Consider the following 22391-nt stretch of genomic DNA (forward strand, 5'->3'; position numbering starts at 1 on the left):
CCTTTTATGATGTGGTTATGAATGCAGGAATTTCACTCGCTTGCTACGCTTATTCTACAACGAATACTACAGATGAAGATTATAGGATATGGCTGTTTGTTTGCATGATTTGGCTAGGATAACGGAAGGGGAGCATGCGGGATGCTGGCACAAATGGATTTTCTGTTTCAAGCTACGCGGCACGCGCATTCGTATATGCCGATGCATGATCATACCTGCTATGAACTGGTCTATTATCAATCGGGGAAAGGCCTTACCAGCTTCAACGATAAGGTCTATACCTACACGCCTGGCACGTACACGATCATTGCGGCAGGAACACTGCATGACGAGCGGCGAACAGAGGATACGGATGTTATTTTTGTCGGCTTTCGGTTATCTAGGAGGGAGCTGCTGGTGAAAGAAGGGCTCTATCAGGATGATGCCTCTTCACCCATCTTGCCGCTTCTATTGAAGATGATTGAGGAAATGCAGGAACAACGCGCTTATTATGCCGACCAGTTGAATCATTACATCAGCTCCATCGTAATCGCGCATCAGCGAGCCTCGGATACCGGCACATCGGGAGGATCGGTTGATCACCTTCTATACGCGCGCGCGTTCATCGACGAGAACTGCAACCAGAAGATTACGATCGAGGAATTGGCTGAAATGGTCGGCTACAGCTACCACCACTTCCGGCATCTGTTTAAGGATAAATTCGGTGTATCGCCTATTTCCTACTTGCTCCGTAAGCGCATTCAGAAAGCCGAGCATCTGCTCCTGCATTCTGCGCTACCTGTCACCACCATAGCAATGGAATGCGGTTTCTCGAACGATGCTCAATTCTGTACAATGTTCAAAAGGGAGAAGGGCGAGTCACCTCGCACCTTCAGACAAAGCCGAGCAATCGCTAAGACCTAGAAGTCGGCAGCTGTATGGCATTTGCCAGGTTGCCGCTGACTGCACAGCTATTAGGGCGTCGCACAAGGACGACCGTTGATATAATAGGAGGTCTCTTGATAGACCTTGAACGCGACCTCGACTTCAGCAACGCCAGCCTTATTCAAATGCTGAGTTACGGCACGGGCAAGCTCATCTTGAATGACTTGTCCTCTTTCGAACCAAGCGATTTCTACGAACGGATAGGTCGGTACCGTTTCGCCTCCGAACACGGAAACCATCTGCAGCGCCTCAATTGTGAAGTTATCGGTGCCACACTGACAGATACTAGCCATTTCTTCGACCAAAGCCTTGCTCACTTCCACTAAAATAGACGTTTCAACGCCTCGTACGTTTAATTGGGGCATACCTGTTGTAATCCTCCTGCTTATTCGTATTCGTGCAGCTGCTCTTCCTCTGCAATGCTTTGCAAATCGTAACCGGATATCGTAATGATCCGGTAGTCCGGCGTGATCTCGGCATGCTGCTTAGCCAGCTCCAGCAAATAACGCGGCGACCCATCCTGTTCCTCATCATAGACGAGAATGAGTCCTTCGGAGTTGTCGAGCAGGAACCGATCTCTCGCTTTAAACTGCCATGGACCATCATACTTCTGCTTAGAGATGGCACTCACGTAATCCGCACCAGCCAGAATCTCGCTGTATGTCGTTTTCTTCTGCTCGTTCCAGTTCTCTTCCTGCTCCAGAAAAGGCGTAATAATCGCGAGGCGCAAGCTCTCGTAGCTGGCTTTCAGCTCGATCGTCACTTCCGCTGCCCACAGCTCCACTCCCCAGCCGCCGCTTACAATCACCCACTCCAGTCCATCCTCCACAAGAGCCGTAATCTGCTTCTTCAGCGCCTTCTTGATAATGGCGATGCCGGGATGCTTGGCCGAGAAGATGCCCAGCTCTGTTGCTCTATAGCCTGTAATCAGTACCTGCTTCATCGCGGTTTGCTCCTCGTCTACTCTTCCAGATAAGGGTAGCATACGAGTGGCGAAATTTCACCAACTGTCACGAACGCTTGGATGAATTCGCAGACTGTTCACCTACTTCGAGCAACGAAAAAGCTGTCTCAAACGTGCGCCCACACACGCTCGAGACAGCTCCTTCATTCTATTCCATCCCTTTCGGGTAATGTGGCTTCGGCTCGCGAATGACCGCGCCATCGTCCAGCAGGATCTCGGTTGTAAACTCCCGCGCTCCCTTGTGCAGCTTGATGACGCGCGCGCCGCGGGGGAAGCCTTCCCGGCCGTAGGTCTGATACCCGCTGGCCCGGCCGTAACATAGGCTGATGCCGTACATTTCGCCCTGATAATCATTGACATGATCATGCCCGCAAAAGGTGCCTACAATATCGCCCATCTCTACCATCGCCGTGAACATGCCCGAATTGATCGGCGCGCATGCGACATTCTCGTATTTGCTGCCATAACATAGCTCTTTGCGCCATACTTCGTCGTATTCGGGCAAAGGAATATGGAAGAATGCGAGCGAGGAAAGCGGCTCACCATCGTTGGATTCCGTCAGTGCCGCGGATTGCTGCGTATACCAATCGATCTGGTCACGGCTGATCCAGGCATAACCCTCAAGATTCGGATACTCGGAATAGCTTCCGCTATCGAGCAGGTAGAGGGCATGATGCGGCTTGCCACTGCCCGGCTCTCTGACCAGCAGCACGAAATTACCTACACCCGCAATCTCCTCCGGTCCTGCTTGACTCACACAATGCTCGTGCTCCAATTGGACGTCCATCAACTCTTCTCGCGTGACCTTATGCTCGGAGTCATGGTTGCCAAACACGGCTGCCCACGGGATGCCCCGGGCATCGACTTCACGCACCGCTTCACGGAACGACTGCTTCGGATCGATGCAGTCATCGCTGTAAATCACATCGCCTGTAAAGATGACCAAGTCTGGAGAAGTTTTATCAAGCACCCGCTCCATCAGCAATCGGGTCAGGATGTCGCCCGGCTCCCCGTTCTGCCAATGAAGATCTGTAAATTGCACGATGGTAAACGTGCCGTCCTCGCGGTAATGCAGTTCTTTCCCCATCTTACTCATCCCCCATCTAGAGCGATTCTCCTCCGGCCTCTATCCCGACAACGCCTTCAATGGAAGCAAGACACACGATGACTTCCTCGAAGCGCTTCTTATAATTAAGCTTCACTTGCATGCGGACGATCAACATCTCACCGGAATCGCCTTGTGCGGCTTCTTCGTTCTCGACGATGATTTTGCTGATCTGGATGCCGAAGTGATGAAGCTGAGTTACCACTTGGTTTAGGCTCGAGGAATCTTTATTGATTTTCATCACCAGATCCTGCTTGCGCTTGGTTCGCGAGAACTTCTTCTCGAACTTATTGAGGAAGAACAAGCTGACCACGACTAGCAGTGTGAGTACCGCTGAACCATAATAGAATCCCGCACCCGCCGTAAGTCCAATCGCAGCAACCACCCACAATGAGGCTGCCGTCGTAAGTCCAGATACGGTGATCCCTGTTCGCAAAATCGTCCCTGCACCAAGAAAACCAATCCCGCTGATCACCTGCGCCGCTAACCGAGCCGGATCGAGCCGCACATTCGGATCGGAAGCAAACTCAGCAAACCCGTACATCGATAACAAGACGATCGCCGCTGATCCCAAACAAACGAGAATATGTGTCCTAAATCCTGCTGAATGTCCGCCAAGCTCGCGTTCTAAGCCGATCAAACCGCCTAGAAATAGCGCCAGCACTAATCGAATCGTGAGCTCCAAATAACTGATTTGCCAAATGCTAGGGTCGTATACTTGAACCGCTGTTTCTCCCATATGCGTCAATCCTTCTTGGTTTATGGTCCTTTGCTTATCTATACGCAAGGCGACAGCGAATGCCTACTGATAGGCCGAAAAAATATATATTCCTTACATAAGTCCAGAGCTTCTAGCTTCGTGCAACTTGCGATTCAAACCAATCCCAGCCAGAGCCGACATGCTCGGGACGATGCGCGTCCGAGCCGTAAACTAGTTCGATCCCCTTGGTCATGCAAGCCTGCATAAACCATTCCGGCACATAAGGCTTGCCGCAGCTCGGCACGCGCAGTCCCGCCGTATTGACGTCGATCCCGATATTTCCTTGCTGCAGCAGCGGCAAGATGGTCGTCAAGCGGCTCCGAATTTGCGCTTCATCGATCGGCGGGAGCTTGAGCGCGAATTTCTCAATCAAATTAATATGTCCGATCCGTTTACGCATCGGAAGCTTACTCGCGAAAGCAATGGCCGCTTCGACGTGGTTATAGTATTCGTCCACGACCTTCTCCATCGTACCGTAGTAACTTAAGAGGTTGGCCGAGAAATCGTCTGCCGTGAAATCAACACAATACATACCGTCTTTACCCGGTAAGTAGTGAACTGAATAAACGACATCCTCCAGTTGCTGTTGGTACTGATCAATAATTGCTTCCGTAAACGGAAGCGCGCCTTGCAAATAATCCAGCTCAAGGCCAACGGCGATATCGATTTTCCCTTCATATTGCTGCTTGATCGACTTCGCATAAGCCATATAGAGGGGAAGCTCCTCACTCGGCATGGCAAGCTCGTACATCAGCTTCGCATCCTGCACCCAATTTGCGGGAAGCGGCGGATGCTCACTAATTGTATATCGTGTAAAACCAAGCTCAATGGCACGGTCCACATAGTGTTCCGATGGTGCATCGCTGCCATGGTAGCAAAACTTTGTATGCGTATGTCCATCCCATTTCATTACGTTCGACATGCTGCTCTACCCACTCCTCTAACCGCATAATGACTGCCTGAATGGCAATATGTACCTACTCAGTATATCATCTTGATGAATGCCTTCAATAAGCATCGGGGCACGCAAAACTGCTTCTTCCAACAAGCGGCATTTCTGTTATAATGAATTCTGTTCATTTAGGTTAATCTAAAATAGAAATCCTTGTAAATTTTCCACCCCATGCCCCATGCAAAGAAGAGAGGAACATGTATGATCAGCCGATTCAAACGACTTCTTATCGGGCGGCCGATGAAAAGCGCAGAACTAGAAGGCGAGAAGCTCAGTAAGCTTAAAGCGCTCGCCGTACTTTCCTCCGACGCCTTGTCGTCGGTCGCGTACGGAACGGAGCAGATCTTGCTCGTACTCATGGCTGCCGGTTTTGCCGCAGTCTGGTACTCCATTCCGATATCCATTGCCGTGCTCGGTCTATTACTAATACTAATCATTTCGTATCGTCAAACCATCTTCGCTTATCCCAAAGGCGGCGGCGCTTACGTCGTGGCCAAAGATAACTTAGGTACTTCCACCGGGCTGCTTGCAGGCGGATCGCTGCTGGTCGACTATATTCTGACCGTAGCCGTTAGTTCATCGGCAGGAACGGACGCCATCACATCCGCATTCCCTTCGCTGCATGATCATCGGGTTAGCGTCGCCTTAATCATGATCGTATTTCTAACCGTCATGAACCTGCGGGGAATCGGGGAGTCCGCTTCCGTTCTCGCTTATCCCGTCTATCTGTTCGTCGGTGCGATCTTCGTATTGATCATAGCAGGCGTTGTCAAAGTAATCGTAGGCGGCGTCCATGCCGATGTGCCGGAGATCGGTGCGGCGGTGTCCAACATCAGTTTGTTCATGTTACTTAAGGCGTTCAGCTCCGGTTGTTCGGCGCTAACCGGCGTCGAGGCCGTGTCCAATGCGATCCCGAACTTCAAGAAACCCGCGGAGCGCAATGCCGCGACTACCCTCATCATGATGGGTACCATTCTAGGTGCGATGTTCATCGGTATCAGCTTGCTCGCTTATTGGTACGGCATCGTGCCGAGCGCGACGGAAACCGTCGTTTCCCAAATCGCAAATGCGACGTTCGGACGAGGCATCCTCTATTATGCGATTCAAGGGATTACCGCATTAATTCTGTTCTTGGCTGCCAATACCGCCTACTCGGCTTTCCCGTTGCTCGCGTTCATGCTGGCCAAAGACAAGTACATGCCCCATGCCTTCATGGTGCGTGGAGATCGGCTCGGTTTCTCGAACGGGATTATTTTTCTCGGCGTGTTCTCCGCGCTCTTGGTTGTCCTGTTTCACGGGGATACGGAGAATCTCATCCCGCTCTATGCGGTGGGGGTATTTATCCCGTTCACGCTCTCTCAGCTGGGGATGATGGTGCGCTGGATTAAGCTGAAACCGGCAAACTGGGGCGTTGGACTGACCGTCAATACGATCGGGATGTTGACCACGCTCATCATTACGTTAATCTTTATTTTCACGAAGTTTAGTCAGATTTGGATGGTCTTCATCTTCTTGCCGATCGTAATTATCGGGTTCTACAAGATCAACCGTCACTATATGAACACCGCGGACGAGCTTCGCATTAACATTGATAAAGAAAAGCCGGCCATTAAAGGCAGCACCATAGTGGTTCCTGTAGCTGGTATTACGAAGGTCGTTCTGCAGTCCATCAGCTATGCCAAATCGCTGACGGATAATGTGGTTGCCGTCTATGTCGGGTTCGATGAGGAAGAAATCGAGCGGCTCGAGAAGAAATGGGAAGAGTGGGATCCCGGCGTGAGGCTGATCGTTCTGCGATCCAGCTACCGCAGCATCATCCGCCCGCTTGTCCGCTTCATCGAGACGGTCGAATGGAAGACGCAGGAAACGGATCATATCACCGTGCTGATTCCGCAGTTCATCACAAGGCACTGGTGGCATAACATTTTGCACAACCAGTCCAGTTTGCTGCTTCGCGCGTATTTGTTCAACCAGAAGGACGTTGTTATTGCGACTGTGCCTTACCGGTTGCACCGTTAGTTATAGTTGGCGGGGCATCCCAACCTAAGAAGCCGAGAGTTCGATATTGGAACTCTCGGCTTTGTTTTTGGGCTAGTTTGGCTCTGAGAGTTCGACTTTAAGACTCTCGGATGGCTGGTTTTGTTGTGGGTGGAGGTTTTCTTGGCTGAGAGTTCGATATTGGAACTCTCGGCTTTATTTTTGAGCTAGTTTGGCTCTGAGAGTTCGACTTTGAGACTCTCGGATGGCAGGTTTTGTTGTAGGTGGGGGTTTTCTTGGCTGAGAATTCGATATTGGAACTCTCGGCTTGGTTTTGGGGCTAGTTCGGCTCTGAGAGTCCGACTTTGAGACTCTCGGATGGCTGGTTTTGTTGTGGGTGGAGGTTTTCTTGGCTGAGAGTTCGATATTGGAACTCTCGGCTTGGTTTTGGGGCTAGTTCGGCTCTGAGAGTTCGACTTTGAGACTCTCAGTGGCATGAGTGGTGAGGTTTGAGGCAGCTAACAAATAACCGACTCCTAAGTTAGCGAGTCGGTTCCTTTCAAGGCGCGAACAGCTCTAGAAACGCGCTCACGCTCATCAGTTCCAGCTGTTGCGGATCTTCGCATATCGCTGTAATTCGTGCTGTTTGCTCCACAGAGATTCGTGTCAGCAGGTTCGCTTCGAATTTCTTTTTCAGCAGCGGGATCCCTTCCTCCCTTCTTCGCCTGTGGCCGATCGGATACTCCGTCAGCACCTCGTCCGTCGCGCTGCCGTCCGTGAAGAACACCTGGACGCTGTTCGCGATGGAGCGTTTGCCCGGATCCAGATAGTCGACCGTGAAGTCAGGCCGCTCCTTCACCTCCATCAAGCCCCGCAAACGATCCACCCGCGGATCTGCCGCAGCCTCATCCTCGTAATGATCCGCAGTCAGAGCGCCGTGGAGCAGGCCAATCGCAGTCATATACTGCAAGCAATGGTCACGGTCGGCGGGGTTGTGTAGCGGACCTTTTTTATCGATGATACGGATTGCGGATTCGTGCGTTGTAATAGTAATTCGAGCGATCTCATCAAGTCTATCGGCAACGAGGGGATGCAGTGCGATTGCGCTCTCCACCGCCGTTTGTGCGTGGAATTCGGCTGGAAATGAGATTTTGAACAGCACATGTTCCATGACGTAAGAGCCGTATGGACGGGGGAGCGAGAACGGTCGCCCTTTGAAAAGCACATCATAAAAACCCCACCCCTTCGCCGAAAGCGCGGATGGATAGCCCATTTCCCCTCGCAGCACCATGAGCGACAGTCGCAATGCGCGGCTAGTTGCATCGCCGGCGGCCCAGGATTTGCGCGATCCGGTGTTCGGCGCGTGCCTGTAGGTGCGAAGAGCTTGGCCGTCAACCCACGCATGGGACAAGGCGTCCGTGATCTCATCCTTCGTCCCGCCGAGCAAACCGGTTGCTACCGCGGTGGATGCCACTTTCACAAGCACGACATGGTCGAGGCCTACTCGGTTGAAGCTATTTTCAAGCGCCATCACGCCTTGCAGCTCATGCGCCTTAATCATGGCCGTCAGCACATCGCGCATGACAAGCGGAGGCTGTCCGGCAGCCTGCCTTAATTTGCTTGCATAATCGGCAGCGGCGAGAATCGCCCCGAGATTATCCGATGGATGGCCCCACTCCGCAGCAAGCCAAGTGTCATTGTAATCCAGCCAGCGAATCATGCAGCCAATGTTGAAAGCAGCCGTCACCGGATCTAACTGAAACGCAGTCCCCGGGATACGTACGCCGCCTTCCATCTCTGCCCCTGGCACAATCGGACCGAGCAGTTTCGTGCAAGCCGGATAGTTTAACGCCAGCATGCCGCAGCCCAGCGTATCCATCAAACAATAGCGAGCCGTTTCATAGGCTAACTCGCTGTCCACTGTATAGTCGGTTACATACGCAGCCATATCGGCAAGCACTTGATCCGGCTCAGGCCGATTATTATCCTGACCATATCCCATGGCGGCAACACCTCCCCATCATTTAATGGCGCTCATGTACTGCGAGCCAAGGCAGCGGTTCAGGTCCGACATAAGCGGCAGTCGGCCGGATGATACGGTTATTTTGCCGCTGCTCCATAATGTGCGCTGTCCAGCCCGTCAAACGGGAGATGACGAAGATCGGCGTGAACATCGGCGTAGGGATGCCCATGAAATGATAGGCGGTCGCGCTGTAGAAGTCGAGGTTGGGGAATAAGCTTTTTTCCTGACGCATCACCTGTTCAACCGCTTCCGAAACCGAATAGAGATGGCTGTCCTCCGCCCACAATGAGAGTGTCTCCGACCATTTCTTGATGATGTCCGAACGCGGATCGGACACAGTGTACACGCGATGGCCGAACCCCATAATGAGCTGCTTCGCCGCTAGCCTTGCGCGCGTGGCCGCTTCCGCTTCCTCCGCATTGTCGAACTGCGTGATCAGCTCCATGACCGCCTCATTCGCTCCGCCGTGAAGATTGCCCCGCAGCGTGCCGATGCCGGTCGCAATACAAGAGTAATAGTTCGATAGCGTAGAAGCCGTTACACGAGCGGCGAAAGTCGATGCGTTAAACTCATGCTCGGCATACAGAATAAGCGAAATATCGAATACGCGAATCGCGAGATGCTCCGCATGTTTGCCGTGAAGCAGGTAGAGAAAATGACCCGCAACCGTGTAATGATCAAGGTTGAACGTTTCTTCTTGCGGCTCTGCCGTGTCTGAGCTGCCCGAGGAGGCTGCGGGTTCAGAGACTTCGGGTTCAGGTTCAGACGCCGAGTCCACCTGAGACGTCTCCACCAAACCATCCCCATCAACAGCCTGCCTATGAAAATGATACCAATGCAGCAGCATCGGACCTGTCAGCGCAATGAGCCGATCGGCAATATCGGCTGCATCAACCGATGCCGATTCCGGCTCCATCGTCCCAAGCGCAGTGCAGCCCACCTGAAGCACCTCCATTGGATGGGCATCAGCAGGCAGCAGCTCCAAGATCCGCTGCAGCGTCTCCGGCAATTGGCTCGCATCCGCCAGCTTGCGCCGATAAGCCGCAAGTTCATCGACATTCGGCAGCTTGCCGCGTATGAGCAAATACGCAGTCTCCTCGAAGCTGCCGTGTTCTGCCAAATCCTCGATGGAATATCCGCGGTAGGTGAGTCCAAGTCCATTTTTGCCTACCGTACTGATTGCCGTTTCACCGGCTTCAATGCCGGCCAACCCTCCGGGCTTCTTCACGGTCATCTCTCATTCCTCCTCCGTGTTCCGTGCGGCGAACAGCGCATCCAGCTTGCGCTCGTAATCGTAGTAGCCGAGATAACGATACAGCTCCTCGCGCGTCTGCATGCTGCCAAGCACGGAGGCTTGAGTCCCTTGCTCCCGAATCGTCTGGTACACCTTCAGCGCTGCCGCATTCATCGCACGAAACGCCGACAGCGGATACAATACCAGCGACACTCCGGCTGCCCCCAGTTCATCGACCGTAAAGAGCGGCGTACGCCCGAATTCCGTTATGTTCGCAAGAACAGGCACCTTCACCACGTCCGTGAACGCCCGATATTCCTCCAAGCTGCCAGCCGCCTCCAGAAAAATCATATCCGCGCCGGCCTCCACATACGCTTGCGCCCTTGCTACAGCGCCTTCCATTCCCTCCGCAGCGAGCGCATCCGTACGTGCCATAAGCACAAAATCCGCGTCAACCTTCGCATCTGCCGCGCTTCGAAGGCGATCTACCATCTCCGCTGTGCTGACGATGGCTTTGTTCGGGCGATGCCCGCAGCGCTTGGCGGCCACCTGATCCTCGATATGAATGCCCGCGGCACCGGCGCGGATCATCTCGCGCACGGTCCGCGCAATGTTAAACGCCGAACCGAAGCCGGTATCGGCGTCCACAAGCAGAGGTAAATCAACAGCGCTGCTGATGCGCCGCACGTCCTCCAGCACATCGCCCTGCGTCGTAATACCGAGGTCCGGCAATCCGAACGAAGCGTTTGCCACTCCTGCGCCAGACACGTACAGTGCATGAAAACCCGCCGATTCCGCGAGCAGCGCGGCATAAGCATTTATGACTCCTGCCACCTGAAGCGGCTTCTCCCGCTGAAGCGCCTCTCGAAGCCGAAGTCCCGGCGAACTGCGATTCATTGAACCCATAAGCTCTCATCTCCCTTCACGAACAGAGCGCAAGCAAACAAGCAAACAAGTAAGCAAGCCGCCAACAGATCAACTCCCCCGCAGCAGCTCGCCGGAAATCACCAAACGATGAATTTCGTTCGTACCCTCGTAAATTTGCGTCACCTTCGCATCGCGGAACAACCGCTCGGCATGCAGTTCATCTGCCAACCCGCTGCCACCGCACCACTGCAGCGTCTTCGTCGTCGCGTGCATCGCCGTATCGCTGGCGAACATCTTCGCCATGGACGCTTCCTTCGTGCAGCGTACACCGCGCTGATGCATATCCGCCGCGCGGTACACGAGCAGCGCCGACGCTTCCACCTGTGCCGCGAGCTCCCGATACTCCGCGGCCGCTCTGCTCCGTTCGCGAAGCGGCAGCGCACGCAGCTGCTGCTCGCTCAACGCCAGCGCCGCTCGCGCAATGCCGAGCGCTTGCGCGCCAATGCCGATTCGCCCGCCGTTCAGCGCTGATTTGGCGATGGCGAAGCCTTGCCCTTCCTCGCCGAGGCGCTGACCAACCGGCACGATCGCATCCTCCAGAATCAGCTCGCAGGTGTTCGATCCGTGCAGCCCCATTTTTTTCTCTTTTTTCCCCACACGGAAGCCCGGCGTATTCTTCTCCACCAGAAAAGCAGTAATCCCGCCTACACTGCCGTTCAAGCCGTTATGCACGGAGGCGAACAGCACATATTGATCTGCCTCGCCCGCATTCGTAATGAACACCTTCGTGCCGTTCAGCACATAGTTATCCTCATGTCGAACCGCTGCCGTCCGAATCGTCGAGGCATCGGAACCGGCGTGCGGCTCCGTTAATGCGAAAGCGCCTAACCATTCCCCCGAAGCAAGCTTAGGCAGACATCGCAGCTTCTGCTCCGTAGTGCCATGGTATAGAATCGGAAGCGTCCCAACAGACGTATGCACCGACAAAATAACGCCGACCGTCGCGCTAACACGCGCAATCTCTTCGATTGTGAGAATATAGGAGGTTAGCTCAAGCTCGCTTCCGCCCCATTCAGCCGGCACAGGCAGCCCCATCAAGCCCCTTGAGCCCATCTCCCTCACGAGCTGCGCCGGGAAGCGGTCATGCTCCTCCATTTCAGGGATGACTTTGGTTACTTCCTGCATCGCAAAGTCCCGTACCCTGGCGCGCAACCGTTCTTGTTCATCCGTAAAATGCAGCAGCATAGCAGCGGTCAGCCTCCTTCGTACACGTAAAAGCCTCGCCCGCTCTTGCGTCCAAGCCAACCGGCAGCTACATAATTGCGAAGCAGCGGGCAAGGCCTGTATTTGGAATCGCCGAAGCCTTCGTGCAGCGTTTCCATAATGGCGAGACAGGTGTCGAGCCCAATCAGATCAGCCAATGCCAGCGGTCCCATCGGATGATTCATGCCAAGCTTCATCACGCCGTCAACGGCCTCTATCGAAGCCACGCCTTCATAAACGGTATACACGGCCTCGTTGATCATGGGCATCAGAACGCGGTTGGACACGAATCCCGGAAAATCCCGCACCTCCAGCGGCGTCTTGCCCATTCGCTCCGCCAGCTTCGCAACGGTGTTATAGACATCATCCGATGTACGCAAACCGCGAATGATTTCGACCAGCTTCATAACCGGCACAGGGTTCATAAAATGCATCCCGATCACCTGCTCCGGCCGCCTTGTCGCCGCTGCCAATTCCGTAAGCGACAGCGATGAGGTATTGCTTGCGAGAATCGCCCCCGCCCCGCAAATCCCATCGAGCTTAGCAAGCAGCGCCTTCTTCACCGGCATGCTTTCGGTTACCGCTTCGATGACAAGATCAGCGCCGGAGGCTGCCTCCAAGTCAGCCGCTGCGGTAATCCTTCCAAGCGTCTGCAGAGCCGACCCTTCTGTAGTTCTGCCCTTGGCAACGCTGCTGGTGAGCTGCATGCCGATTTGCGCCAATGCCTTGCTGACGCGTGCCGCTTCCGCATCATGCAGCAGCACTTGGCAGCCTGCCTGCGCGGCAACAAGCGCAATGCCGCTTCCCATCTGGCCTGCTCCGACGACCGACACATGGTGGATATCTGCCATGATTGACTACCGCCTTCCCCTCGCTTCGACCTATCCGCAGCTATCATCCACCCGAACCAACACGGCATCGCCCTGCCCGCCGCCGCTGCATATCGCGGCAACCCCTATCCCTCCGCCGCGCCGCTTCAAGCCGTTAATCAGCGTCATGACAATCCGTGCGCCGCTTGCGCCGACAGGATGGCCGAGCGCAATCGCCCCGCCATGCACGTTGACCTTGTCGGCATCCCAGCCTGCCAGCTTCCCGCAGGCCAAGACGACGACCGCGAATGCTTCATTGACCTCGAATCGGTCAATCGCATCCATCGCGAGTCCGTGCTGCTGCAGCAGCTTCTGCACGGCAAAAGCCGGCGCGATGGGATAATTGCGCGGCTCCACGCTAACCGCGGCATGACCGAGCAGCACAGCCTGCGGGGCAAAGCCTTCCAGCAGCGCCCTGCTCTTCGCAGCCACAACGAGCGCCGCCGCTCCGTCGTTTAGCCCCGGGGCGTTGCCCGCCGTAATCGTGCCGGAACCTCCGGCAGCGAATACCGGCATCAACGCAGCCAGCTTCGCTGCGCTTGTATCTCCGCGAGGCGCTTCATCCTTATCGATCGCGAACACATGGCTCTTCGTCGGCACTGCGCCTGGCAGCGGAACGGGAACAATTTCCGTCTGGAAGTAACCATGCAGACTGTTCTGCACGGCACGTTCGTGGCTGCGCAGCGCCCATTCATCCTGTTCCAATCGGCTGATGCCATACTCAGCCGCAATGTTGTCGGCATAATCACCCATATGCATATCAGCAAACGCGCAGCGCAACCCATCGCGAAGCAGTAGATCCGCTGCCCGGCCATCTCCAAGCCGCATGCCCATACGCGCCTCAGTCAAGGCATATGGGACCTGACTCATGCTCTCCATGCCGCCTGCGACGATCAGCTCCGCATCGCCCGCCCTAATAATCTGCGAGGCCATCGTCAGCGCCCGCATGCCCGATGCGCACACTTTATTGATGGTCTCCGCCGGTATCGTATGGCTAAGCCCTGCCACCATCGCTGCTTGCCTCGCCGGATTCTGGCCTGCTCCCGCTTGAACCGCCATCCCCATAATCACTTCATCTATCGCAGCAGGCGAAATACCGCCGCGACGCAGTGCACCTTCGATGGCGAGACCGCCAAGCTGAGTGGCTCTCATCCCTTTCAGCGCTCCGCCAAACTTGCCGAATGCCGTCCGTGCGCTCCCTACAATGACAAGCTCAGCCATGGCGTCCCCCCCTTTCCCTTCCTCCACTGCCTCTTCCTTTGGGCTGCGGCAACTTCGGACTGAGGTCCAGCCCTTTGAAAATCTGTACCGCCTTCGCATCTCGCATATACCGCTCTACCGGATATTCCTTCATATAGCCGTAACCGCCATAGACCTGAACGGCATGAATCGTCGACGTCATCGCAGCATCCGCGGCAAAGCTGAGTGCCAGCGCAGCTTCCCAGCCTTCTCCGTCTCCCGTAAGCCCCCGATCCTCCTGCCAAGCGGCTTGATACACAAGGAGCTTGGAGGCATCGGCAGCGGTTCGCATATCCGCCAGCATCCAGGCCACCGCCTGATGTTTCGCGATCGGCTTGCCGAACTGCGAACGCGCCTTCGCATAACCAAGCGCAGCATCCGCTGCACCTTGCGTAATACCGGCGGCAACTGCCGCAAGACCGTAGCGCACGCCTGCCGCCGAGCGGCATGCAATCGCGCCGCCTTGACCGTCACGACCGATTCGCTGCCGCTTCGGCACGCGGCAATCTTGAAACTTCAAATGCGCCATACCCGCCGAGCGCAGACCAAGCTTCTTCGTGACCGGCTGAATCAGGAGGCCGGGGCTGTCTTTCTCGATGATAAAAGCGCTATAGCGCTTGCGTCGTCCTCTCGCACTCTCTCCGGTCACTGCATAGATGATGAAGAAGTCTGCCGTCGTGCCGCCAAGGATATATTTTTGCTGACCGTTTAGGACATAACACTCCTCTTGCACGCCATCACCCTGCGACGACTGCAATTGCGCCGAGACGCCGATTCTTAGTGTTGTCCCCGGATCTACTGCTCCCGGCAGCACGCCCGTACCTATACTAATGCCCTCAATAAGTCTCCTTAGATAATGCCGCTTCAGCTCTAAGCTCCCGAATCGATGCAAAGGCCACGCCGACAGAAAAACATGTGCCCACAGCGCCGCGCCAAGCGACGCGCTTACTCTGGACAGCTCCTCCAGCACCAGGACAAAACTGAGAAAACCGCCACCCGCCCCCCCGTCCTCCTCGGGCCAAGGCAATGCTGTAAAACCAAGCTGCGCCATCTCGTCAAACGAACGCCTGTCGAATAATTCGGCCTCATCCAGTCCGCCTGCTTCCCGTGCCACCTCATGCTCCGCAAACCGTGCCGCCATCTCGCGAATCATCAATTGTTCTTCCGTCAGAGAGAATTTCACTTCATACGCTCCCCCTTCTTGAATCAGACAGAAGCGTTGCCTGCTATTTGGCGCTTATTACATCGTATTTTCGCCGGAGCCGATTCATGATAGAGTGGGAACAAAGGCCTTATGATTTGACCATGATGGGTTGGAGTTGATCGACGGATGAATCATAGAAATGAACTCGATAATCAAGCCAAAGAGGAATCGCTTACGGCAGTATTTCCGGATGCTTATGCAGCGGTGAAGACTGGGAATGTAGAGCTGCTCAAGCAGCTGCTGCACGCACATCCTGCATTGGCGAACGCCAGATCGCTGCAAGGGAGAACGCTGCTGCATCATCTATGCGACTGGCCCGGCCATTATCCGAACCAGTTGGAAATTGGACAAGCTCTGCTGGATGCTGGAGCGGATGTGAATGCGAGGGCAATTGATCCGGAGCGGGGAGAAACGTCGCTGCAATGGACAGCGAGCAACGACGATGTTGCGATGGCGAATCTGCTGCTTGATGCAGGAACGCCAATTGACGGCTTGAATGATGACCGGAGACCGCTAGCCCAATCCCTGTGGTACGGCTGCACGAAAGTGACGGACCTGCTCGTCCGCCGAGGCGCGTCGCTTGATCTTGAGCTTGCTGCTGCAGTAGGCCGAACCGATCTGCTTCCCTCTTTCTTCGGTCCCGATGGAGAGCTGCTGCCGAGCGCCGGTAAACATCGCGAGCCTGTAAACACAACGGACCATAGCGCTCCCGAGGAGCTGCTGCAGCAGGCACTCATCTATGCCATCATTGGAGGCAGCCATGAATCGGCCTCTTATCTGGTAGACCGCGGTGCCGATGTGAACGGCATTCCTTCCGGCTTCGACCATACCGGTGCAGCTCCTCTCCACTGGGCAGCGGCCGGAACGAACACGGCTATTATCCAACTGCTTGTGGCCCGAGGCGCAGATCTGAATATCCAGGATCGTCGCTATCACAGTACGCCGATTGGATGGGCGAATCATTTCAAGCGGACCGAGCACGAGGCGCTTCTGCGCAGTTTAGGCGGCGTATAAAGACAGCAAAAAAGCCGAGCAGTCATCCACTCGCATGCGAGTGGAAACCGTTCGGCCTTCTTTTTTGTCCATTACATCACTTCGGAGCTGTCATGCCCATCTGTTCCCATTCTTCCTTGGAAGGGCCGTACACACCTGCAACAGGCAGTCCGGCTTGGCGCATCAGGATGGTCAGTTGACCGCGGTGATGGACTTCATGTTTGATGAACTTCTGCAGCGTATCGCCATTTTCCCATACCTGACCGAACAAGTTGTGGCTCTCGAGCAGCTTCTCATCGGACCACTGCGATGCCGCTTCAAGAATGGATGCCGCTGTCTCGCGGTAAGTATCGGCAATAACAGCGGCCGATTGCGGCTGTTCAGCATTAGCTGCCGGTGCCTTGAAGTTCAGTCCGATCTTGACCAGCATACCTGCATCATCGTGAACCAAATGCCATGCCAGGAACCCAAGCGTTCTGCGGCCTTCTCCGATAGACTGTCCCAGCGATTCATCCGTCAGCAGATCCAACAGCTTCTGCGTCCCTTGCGATTCCTGCTTGTAGTCCTCAATAAAATCTTTCACCGTTCTAAACATATGTTTCGCCTCCATAACCTGCTTCGAATGACTTCTCGTATTTACTATATCGCAGGTCTGCTGACAACAGCATGTCAGTTGAGTTCAACTTTTATACACGGTTCATGCTGTCCAGCTTCTTTCGCACCATGTTCAGCTCGGGGTGACTGGCGAGAATTTGTTCATATTTAGCTTTCGCCTCTGCTTGCTTGCCCGCTATTGCCGTAAGATCCGCGAGCGCAAGATCAGCTTTCCAATCCGCAATGGCAGCATCCGCCGTTACGGTGCCCCGATAAGTACGGAATGCCGCCTTCGATTCTTTGAGGCTGCGCTCTGCCTGCTGCAACAGCACTCCCGCCTGCCTCATCTGCGCTCTGGCCAAATGATACTTGGCGTCCGGGAAGTTCGGCTGCACTTCGAGAGCACGCAAGCATACGCGTACAGCCTGCTCATAATTCTTCGTGCTCATATAAATTTTATTCAAATACATCAGGACATCCAGCAGCCTGCCAAAATTCGGCTTCCCCGGCGCAAGCCGCTCCGCTTCAAGGAATAAGCCCTTCGCTTTCTCAATATCCCCTGTCGCTAGCGTTTCTCTACCGTAATAGAGATACCAGCCCGGATTGTCCGGCTCCTGCTCCACCATCAGCTTCAGCAATCGCAGGTTGCGTTCAAGCTTATTCTGCTGACCCATAATAGCTGGCTCATAGCCGTCATGATGAAGCCGTATACGGACAGGACGCCGCATCATGCGGTCATCATACATATCTTCCCCTTCGATTACGACCTGCTCGTGTACTCGCCCGTAATAATGCAAACCGCGATTAAGCGGGAACATGCGTGGATTCGCATAATCAGCCGATATTTTGCCTTGTATCTGATTGACTTGGCATACATTCAGAACCGTGTGGGGATAGCGATTATGGAACATCGATGCCGCCAACCGTACAGCGCCAATATCCTCCTGAAACAACCATTCATCCGCATCCACCCAGAGCACCCAATCGCTCTTGATGTGCGGCAGGGCTTGATTCCGTTTCCATGCAAAATCATCATTTAGCGCGACGCTCCGAATAATCTTCACCTTAGGCAAATGCTCGACTAGCTCAATCGTGCCGTCCGTTGAATCCGAGTCAATGATGAGGATTTCATCTACGGCATCCTGCAGGCTATTCACGCAGCGGACGATACAGCGTGCTTCATTACGTGTCATAATAGCGGCTGCAACGGTAACGGCTGGTTGCAACTGCCACAATTCCTCTAAATCCGCGCGCGATTCCCCAGGCGGTTTGCCCGCCAATACCTTCTCTACCTCGCTCCCCCACTGCGCCTGCGGGTCGAGCAGACTTCCTCTCTCGAAGGCATGTCCCGCTTCTTGCGTGCAGCCTTGATGCAGCAGCGCTTCGCCAAGAAACACCCAATTCTGTGCAAGCAGCGGCCGATTGCGCAGACTATCCAGTGCCAGCTTCTCTGCCAGTTTGAACTTGCGAGCCGTTAGCGCTTGACGAATGGCGTTCGAAGCTGACTGTTTGTTATCCGTTGCCTGATCCAAGAGCTCATTCTCCTTCGGCTTGATTTGATAAGAAAAGGCCAACCGGAAATGAGTTGGCCAATGGTTAAAATTTCATTGCTACTAAGCAGATCCCGGACCCGGTTCCACCCAAGCAACATTCATGTACAAGGTGAGTACTCGGGTGATAGAGCCGTCCGTAATGGTTACGGTTATGAACTCACTCGCGCCTGGGTACATAACCTCTGAATTGACATCAAAATGTAACGTTGTCCCATTCAGCGTGGCTCCAGGATCATGAATCATGTATTCACTTTCAACACCTAAGAGCGTCAATGAACCTAAGTTCATGCCCGTTAACAGCCCTGCGAGGTCTTTATCAATACTAAAGTCGTCTACAATATCGATGCTATCATCATAAACGGTAAAGTAGCGATAAACACTGTCATCACCAAATGGCAGTCCATCGGATGTACTGATTCTCAGAGACCTTGTGCCGGTTTCTACTCCTGTAACAAACAGAATACCATTCTCATAGTTCGTCGTGATGCAGATGCCGCTTTCGCCACAGATGGAATCGTCAGGCAGGGCAACAACCGAAGTTATTGGATCTCCCTCAGCATCCGTGACCACCAACTCAACCGTTTCGCCTTTCTTGAGCGGGGTCGGCATCTCATTGTCATGGTCTACATACGGAGCCGAATTTTCCCGAATTCGAAGCGTATAGCTTCTTTCGTTGGTTACGATTTGCCCATTTAATGTACGACCTTCAACCGTAATCTCCGACACATTCGTAAATGTCGCATCTGTCCATAGACTTAGATAGTCTTCACTCGTCCATTCGCCCAGCTCATAACTGCCAATGCTCATGACCTCTTCATCGTTATATGCAGTAACTCGGAACTCATCCGCATTTTGGAAGATATCCTTCATGTAAACATGAGCATTGTGATCCGTGTAATACTCCACATTATTGAAAAATTGCACACCGATATCTTTTAATCCCACACCTACATACAAGTTAAAATTATCTGTAATTGTGAGGCCATGGTCATCCCAAGCTGATACGACAACGTTAACGTTGTGATCATCTTCCAATGGAACCGTAAGTGTCGATCCCACGATTTGCAGACCGCTGAAAGGAGGTTCCGTTATATACGAGAAATAATGTCCATAATTTCCTTCAAAATAATCGGCTAAGTCAACAGTATACTCATTCTGCAAGTTACTGATTTCGTATTGATCCGGAAGGCTTCCAAATTCCCCATCGTTGACTTCAACCTCAAGCGGGATCGAAACCCACGTTGCAAAATTATCATCACTAGCCTGTACATCGAAAGAAATGGTACTAAAGGAGCCAAGTGCATTCAAAAATAAATTCGAACCATCGAACGTTCCCGTTAAGCTGTAGCCATTACCTTGGAAGTTCGTTCGGTAGGTGAGCTGCTGACCATCAACCTCTGTAAAAACTTTCGACAGCTCAAGCATGGCGCTCTGATTACGGTGAAGTTGTATGTAGCCTTCTTGGCCTACCATACCAGCCACAGGTATATCGTCTATCGGCGTTATATTCACAGTAACGGTTACTTCTTCCGAATCTACCTTGCCATCATTCACGATATACGTGAACGAATCCGGTCCATTGTAGTTCTCATCCGGCACGTACGTGAATTTGTTTTGCTCCGATGAGCTTGCGATTAACTCGCCATGAATCGGACCTTTGCCCTCTACGATAATCGCTGTCAGCCAATCTTCGTCTTCATCCGTACCGCCGAGCTGAATGGAAGTCGTCGTATCTTCATCCAGTTCCACCACACTGAGTTCATTCGCTACCGGCGCATAATTCACATCGATAATCGTAATTGCTACCGTCTTCACGTCCGAATAGGCTTGGCCGTCATAGATCTTGTATGTAAACGAATCGGACTCGCTCGTCCCATTGTTTTGAACATAAGAAAACTGTCCCGAATTTGGCGAATCCGGCGTAACCATGCCGTATTCCGGCTCGTCGACGATGATATACTGAAGCGTCTCCCCAGAATCCACGTCCCAGCCATTGAAGTTGACTTCTTTACTTGCTCCTTCATTCACTTCAAAGCTGATATCCTGCGCCACCGGCGCGTCATTCACTGGATTTACCGTAATGTTTACGGTAACCTCTTCCGAATCCTCCGTACCATCGTTCACGATATACGTGAACGAATCCGGTCCGTTATAGTTCTCATCCGGCACGTACGTGAACTTGTTCTGCTCCGACGAGCTTGGAATCAACTCGCCATGCGCCGGACCTTTACCCTCTACAATAATCGCTGTCAACTCATCTTCATCTGCATCCGTCCCGCCGAGTTGAATGGATGCCGTGGTGTCCTCATCCAGTTCCACCACACTGAGTTCGTTCGCTTCAGGCGCATGATTCACTGCTTTTACCGTAATGTTTACGGTAACCTCTTCCGAATCCTCCGTACCGTCGTTCACGACATACGTGAACGAATCCGGTCCATTGTAGTTCTCGTACGGCACGTACGTGAATTTGTTCTGCTCCGACGAGCTTGGAATCAACTCGCCATGCGCCGGACCTTTACCCTCTACAATAATCGCTGTCAACTCATCTTCATCTGCATCCGTCCCGCCGAGCTGAATGGAGGCCGTGGTGTCTTCATCCAGTTCCACCACACTGAGTTCGTTCGCCACCGGCGCGTCATTCACTGGATTTACCGTAATGTTTACGGTAACCTCTTCCGAATCCACCGTGCCATCGTTCACGATATACGTGAACGAATCCGGTCCATTGTAGTCCTCATCCGGCACGTACGTGAATCTGTTCTGCTCCGATGAGCTTGGGATCAACTGTCCATGCGACGGACCTTTGCCCTCTACAATAATCGCTGTCAGCTCATCGTCATCTACATCCGTACCGCCGAGTTGAATGGAGGCCGTAGTGTCCTCATTCAGTACCACTACACTTAGTTCGTTCGCCACCGGAGCATGATTCTCCACCGGCGCAGCCCCAACCGTAACACTAAACAGCTTCGTTGCACTCTCTTCACCATCGCTACCATCCACGGTAACGATGAGAGGCTGCAAGCTTGCATTCGTAGCGTACAGGACTAGAGTACTAGTCTCGCTATACAGATGTGCATTTACAAAAGAAGTGCTGGATGGAGGGTCAATCAACTCGAAAGAAAGCTCATCGCCATCTTCGTCACTAAATAGATCATTCAGATGGATTTCGGTGTAGGTTCCTGCTGTCATTACTATGGATGTGGTTTCAGGGGAGACAAGCGGCGCATGATTCGGCGTCGGTACGGTACTTGAAACGGCAGCTTGCAGCAGGGTACGATAATCACCCGTGGTTTGCAACTCACCGGCATGACTGTTGAAATATTTAATAATATCAGCAATCCCAGCCCCGTCTTGATCGGGATCGAGTGCTCCGTTAGCGACAGCCTTCAGCGTGAAGCGTTCATGGATGGACATGCTCTCATTCGGTTTATGTACGATAAGATCCACCATGGTGGATCCGATTTTCTTGAGGTTAATGTTCAAGGTGTTATTGTTCGTGATCTTAACGTCAGCCACGCTGCTGTTCTGGACAACAACGGTATACTCTAGCGTAGAAGCCGCTTCAAAAATCGTGCTCAAGTCGATTTGAAAGGTAGTTCCCGCCTTTAGTTTAGAAGCATGCTCATTGGCGAGTGCACTGTTGATGCTCTTGATGACGACCGGCAGATTATCCGGCTGCGGGATAATCTCAGGGCTTGCACTTGCAAATCCGGGAACCGCGAGGGCAACCGGAATGGCTAGCGCTGCTGCCGTACCGAACATCTCAGCTGCTTTCTTCACGGACTTCAACCGCTGTTTTCTCTGTTTCTTAGTCATGAACGAACAAATCCTTCCCCTGGCTTATATGAAGAGTGGAATCTATGATCGCAA

Annotated in this window: 18 protein-coding genes and 1 pseudogene; 4 read left to right on the forward strand and 15 right to left on the reverse strand. The window is 53.5% G+C overall.

Going from position 1 to position 22391, the window contains the following annotated elements:
- The first annotated feature begins 141 nt into the window (after positions 1–141).
- Positions 142–903: a helix-turn-helix transcriptional regulator gene (locus BLW29_RS26135; RefSeq protein ID WP_090985181.1), complete on the forward strand. Its 762-nt coding sequence runs from the start codon at positions 142–144 to the stop codon at positions 901–903.
- A gap of 50 nt (positions 904–953) precedes the next feature.
- Here BLW29_RS26135 and BLW29_RS26140 read toward each other — a convergent pair whose 3' ends face one another.
- From BLW29_RS26140 to hisJ, 5 genes are all read right to left on the reverse strand, one after another.
- Positions 954–1289, reverse strand: a complete 336-nt coding sequence (locus BLW29_RS26140) for a DUF1904 family protein (RefSeq protein ID WP_090985183.1) — start codon at positions 1287–1289, stop codon at positions 954–956.
- A 20-nt stretch (positions 1290–1309) separates the two neighbouring features.
- Positions 1310–1867, reverse strand: a complete 558-nt coding sequence (locus BLW29_RS26145; RefSeq protein ID WP_090985185.1) for an SLOG family protein — start codon at positions 1865–1867, stop codon at positions 1310–1312.
- A 169-nt stretch (positions 1868–2036) separates the two neighbouring features.
- Positions 2037–2975, reverse strand: a complete 939-nt coding sequence (locus BLW29_RS26150) for a metallophosphoesterase family protein (protein WP_090985187.1) — start codon at positions 2973–2975, stop codon at positions 2037–2039.
- 16 nt (positions 2976–2991) lie between these two features.
- Positions 2992–3732, reverse strand: coding sequence for an MgtC/SapB family protein (locus tag BLW29_RS26155; protein ID WP_090985190.1), 741 nt, complete (start codon positions 3730–3732; stop codon positions 2992–2994).
- Positions 3733–3844: 112 nt separating this feature from the next.
- The gene (gene hisJ / locus BLW29_RS26160) at positions 3845–4675 is read right to left on the reverse strand and encodes a histidinol-phosphatase HisJ (protein WP_177186830.1); all 831 of its coding nucleotides are present in this window, start codon (positions 4673–4675) and stop codon (positions 3845–3847) included.
- 231 nt (positions 4676–4906) lie between these two features.
- Between hisJ and BLW29_RS26165 the strand changes: the two genes are divergently transcribed.
- Positions 4907–6724, forward strand: coding sequence for an APC family permease (locus BLW29_RS26165; RefSeq protein WP_090985192.1), 1818 nt, complete (start codon positions 4907–4909; stop codon positions 6722–6724).
- Between the two features lie 517 nt (positions 6725–7241).
- Here BLW29_RS26165 and BLW29_RS26170 read toward each other — a convergent pair.
- From BLW29_RS26170 to BLW29_RS26200, 7 genes are all read right to left on the reverse strand, one after another.
- Positions 7242–8684, reverse strand: a complete 1443-nt coding sequence (locus BLW29_RS26170) for a bifunctional 2-methylcitrate dehydratase/aconitate hydratase (RefSeq protein ID WP_090985193.1) — start codon at positions 8682–8684, stop codon at positions 7242–7244.
- Between the two features lie 22 nt (positions 8685–8706).
- Entirely contained in the window at positions 8707–9939 is a 1233-nt protein-coding gene (locus tag BLW29_RS26175) for a citrate/2-methylcitrate synthase (RefSeq protein ID WP_090985195.1), read from the reverse strand.
- A 3-nt stretch (positions 9940–9942) separates the two neighbouring features.
- Positions 9943–10845: a methylisocitrate lyase gene (gene prpB / locus BLW29_RS26180; protein WP_256208923.1), complete on the reverse strand. Its 903-nt coding sequence runs from the start codon at positions 10843–10845 to the stop codon at positions 9943–9945.
- Between the two features lie 69 nt (positions 10846–10914).
- Positions 10915–12051, reverse strand: coding sequence for an acyl-CoA dehydrogenase family protein (locus BLW29_RS26185; protein ID WP_090985197.1), 1137 nt, complete (start codon positions 12049–12051; stop codon positions 10915–10917).
- A gap of 8 nt (positions 12052–12059) precedes the next feature.
- Positions 12060–12920 carry a 3-hydroxybutyryl-CoA dehydrogenase gene (locus BLW29_RS26190; RefSeq protein WP_090985199.1) on the reverse strand — a complete coding sequence of 287 codons (861 nt, stop codon included), beginning with the start codon at positions 12918–12920 and terminating at the stop codon, positions 12060–12062.
- Between the two features lie 30 nt (positions 12921–12950).
- A complete protein-coding gene (locus tag BLW29_RS26195) occupies positions 12951–14159 on the reverse strand; it encodes an acetyl-CoA C-acetyltransferase (RefSeq protein WP_090985201.1) in 1209 nt (402 codons plus the stop codon).
- Complete coding sequence (locus BLW29_RS26200) at positions 14152–15360, reverse strand: acyl-CoA dehydrogenase family protein (RefSeq protein WP_090985203.1); 1209 nt, start codon at positions 15358–15360, stop codon at positions 14152–14154. The genes BLW29_RS26195 and BLW29_RS26200 overlap by 8 nt, the downstream gene beginning before the upstream one ends.
- A 147-nt stretch (positions 15361–15507) precedes the next feature.
- On the opposite strand from BLW29_RS26200, the gene BLW29_RS26205 reads away from it, so the two are divergent.
- Positions 15508–16395, forward strand: a complete 888-nt coding sequence (locus BLW29_RS26205; RefSeq protein ID WP_090985205.1) for an ankyrin repeat domain-containing protein — start codon at positions 15508–15510, stop codon at positions 16393–16395.
- 76 nt (positions 16396–16471) lie between these two features.
- On the opposite strand, the gene BLW29_RS26210 is transcribed toward BLW29_RS26205, so the two are convergent.
- Together BLW29_RS26210 and BLW29_RS26215 are read right to left on the reverse strand one after the other, a co-directional pair.
- The gene (locus tag BLW29_RS26210) at positions 16472–16969 is read right to left on the reverse strand and encodes a DinB family protein (protein ID WP_090985207.1); all 498 of its coding nucleotides are present in this window, start codon (positions 16967–16969) and stop codon (positions 16472–16474) included.
- A 91-nt stretch (positions 16970–17060) separates the two neighbouring features.
- A complete protein-coding gene (locus BLW29_RS26215) occupies positions 17061–18500 on the reverse strand; it encodes a tetratricopeptide repeat-containing glycosyltransferase family 2 protein (protein ID WP_090985210.1) in 1440 nt (479 codons plus the stop codon).
- 1041 nt (positions 18501–19541) lie between these two features.
- Here BLW29_RS26215 and BLW29_RS32180 point away from each other — a divergent pair.
- Positions 19542–19658 (forward strand): hypothetical protein, encoded by a 117-nt coding sequence (locus tag BLW29_RS32180; protein WP_371264797.1) that lies wholly within the window; start codon positions 19542–19544, stop codon positions 19656–19658.
- 348 nt (positions 19659–20006) lie between these two features.
- Here BLW29_RS32180 and BLW29_RS32185 read toward each other — a convergent pair.
- Positions 20007–22337: pseudogene (locus BLW29_RS32185) on the reverse strand (Ig-like domain-containing protein); the annotation flags it as partial.
- Positions 22338–22391: the final 54 nt, after the last annotated feature.

Origin of the sequence: Paenibacillus sp. CF384 (assembly GCF_900106745.1) — a bacterium.
Lineage (GTDB): Bacteria > Bacillota > Bacilli > Paenibacillales > Paenibacillaceae > Paenibacillus_Z.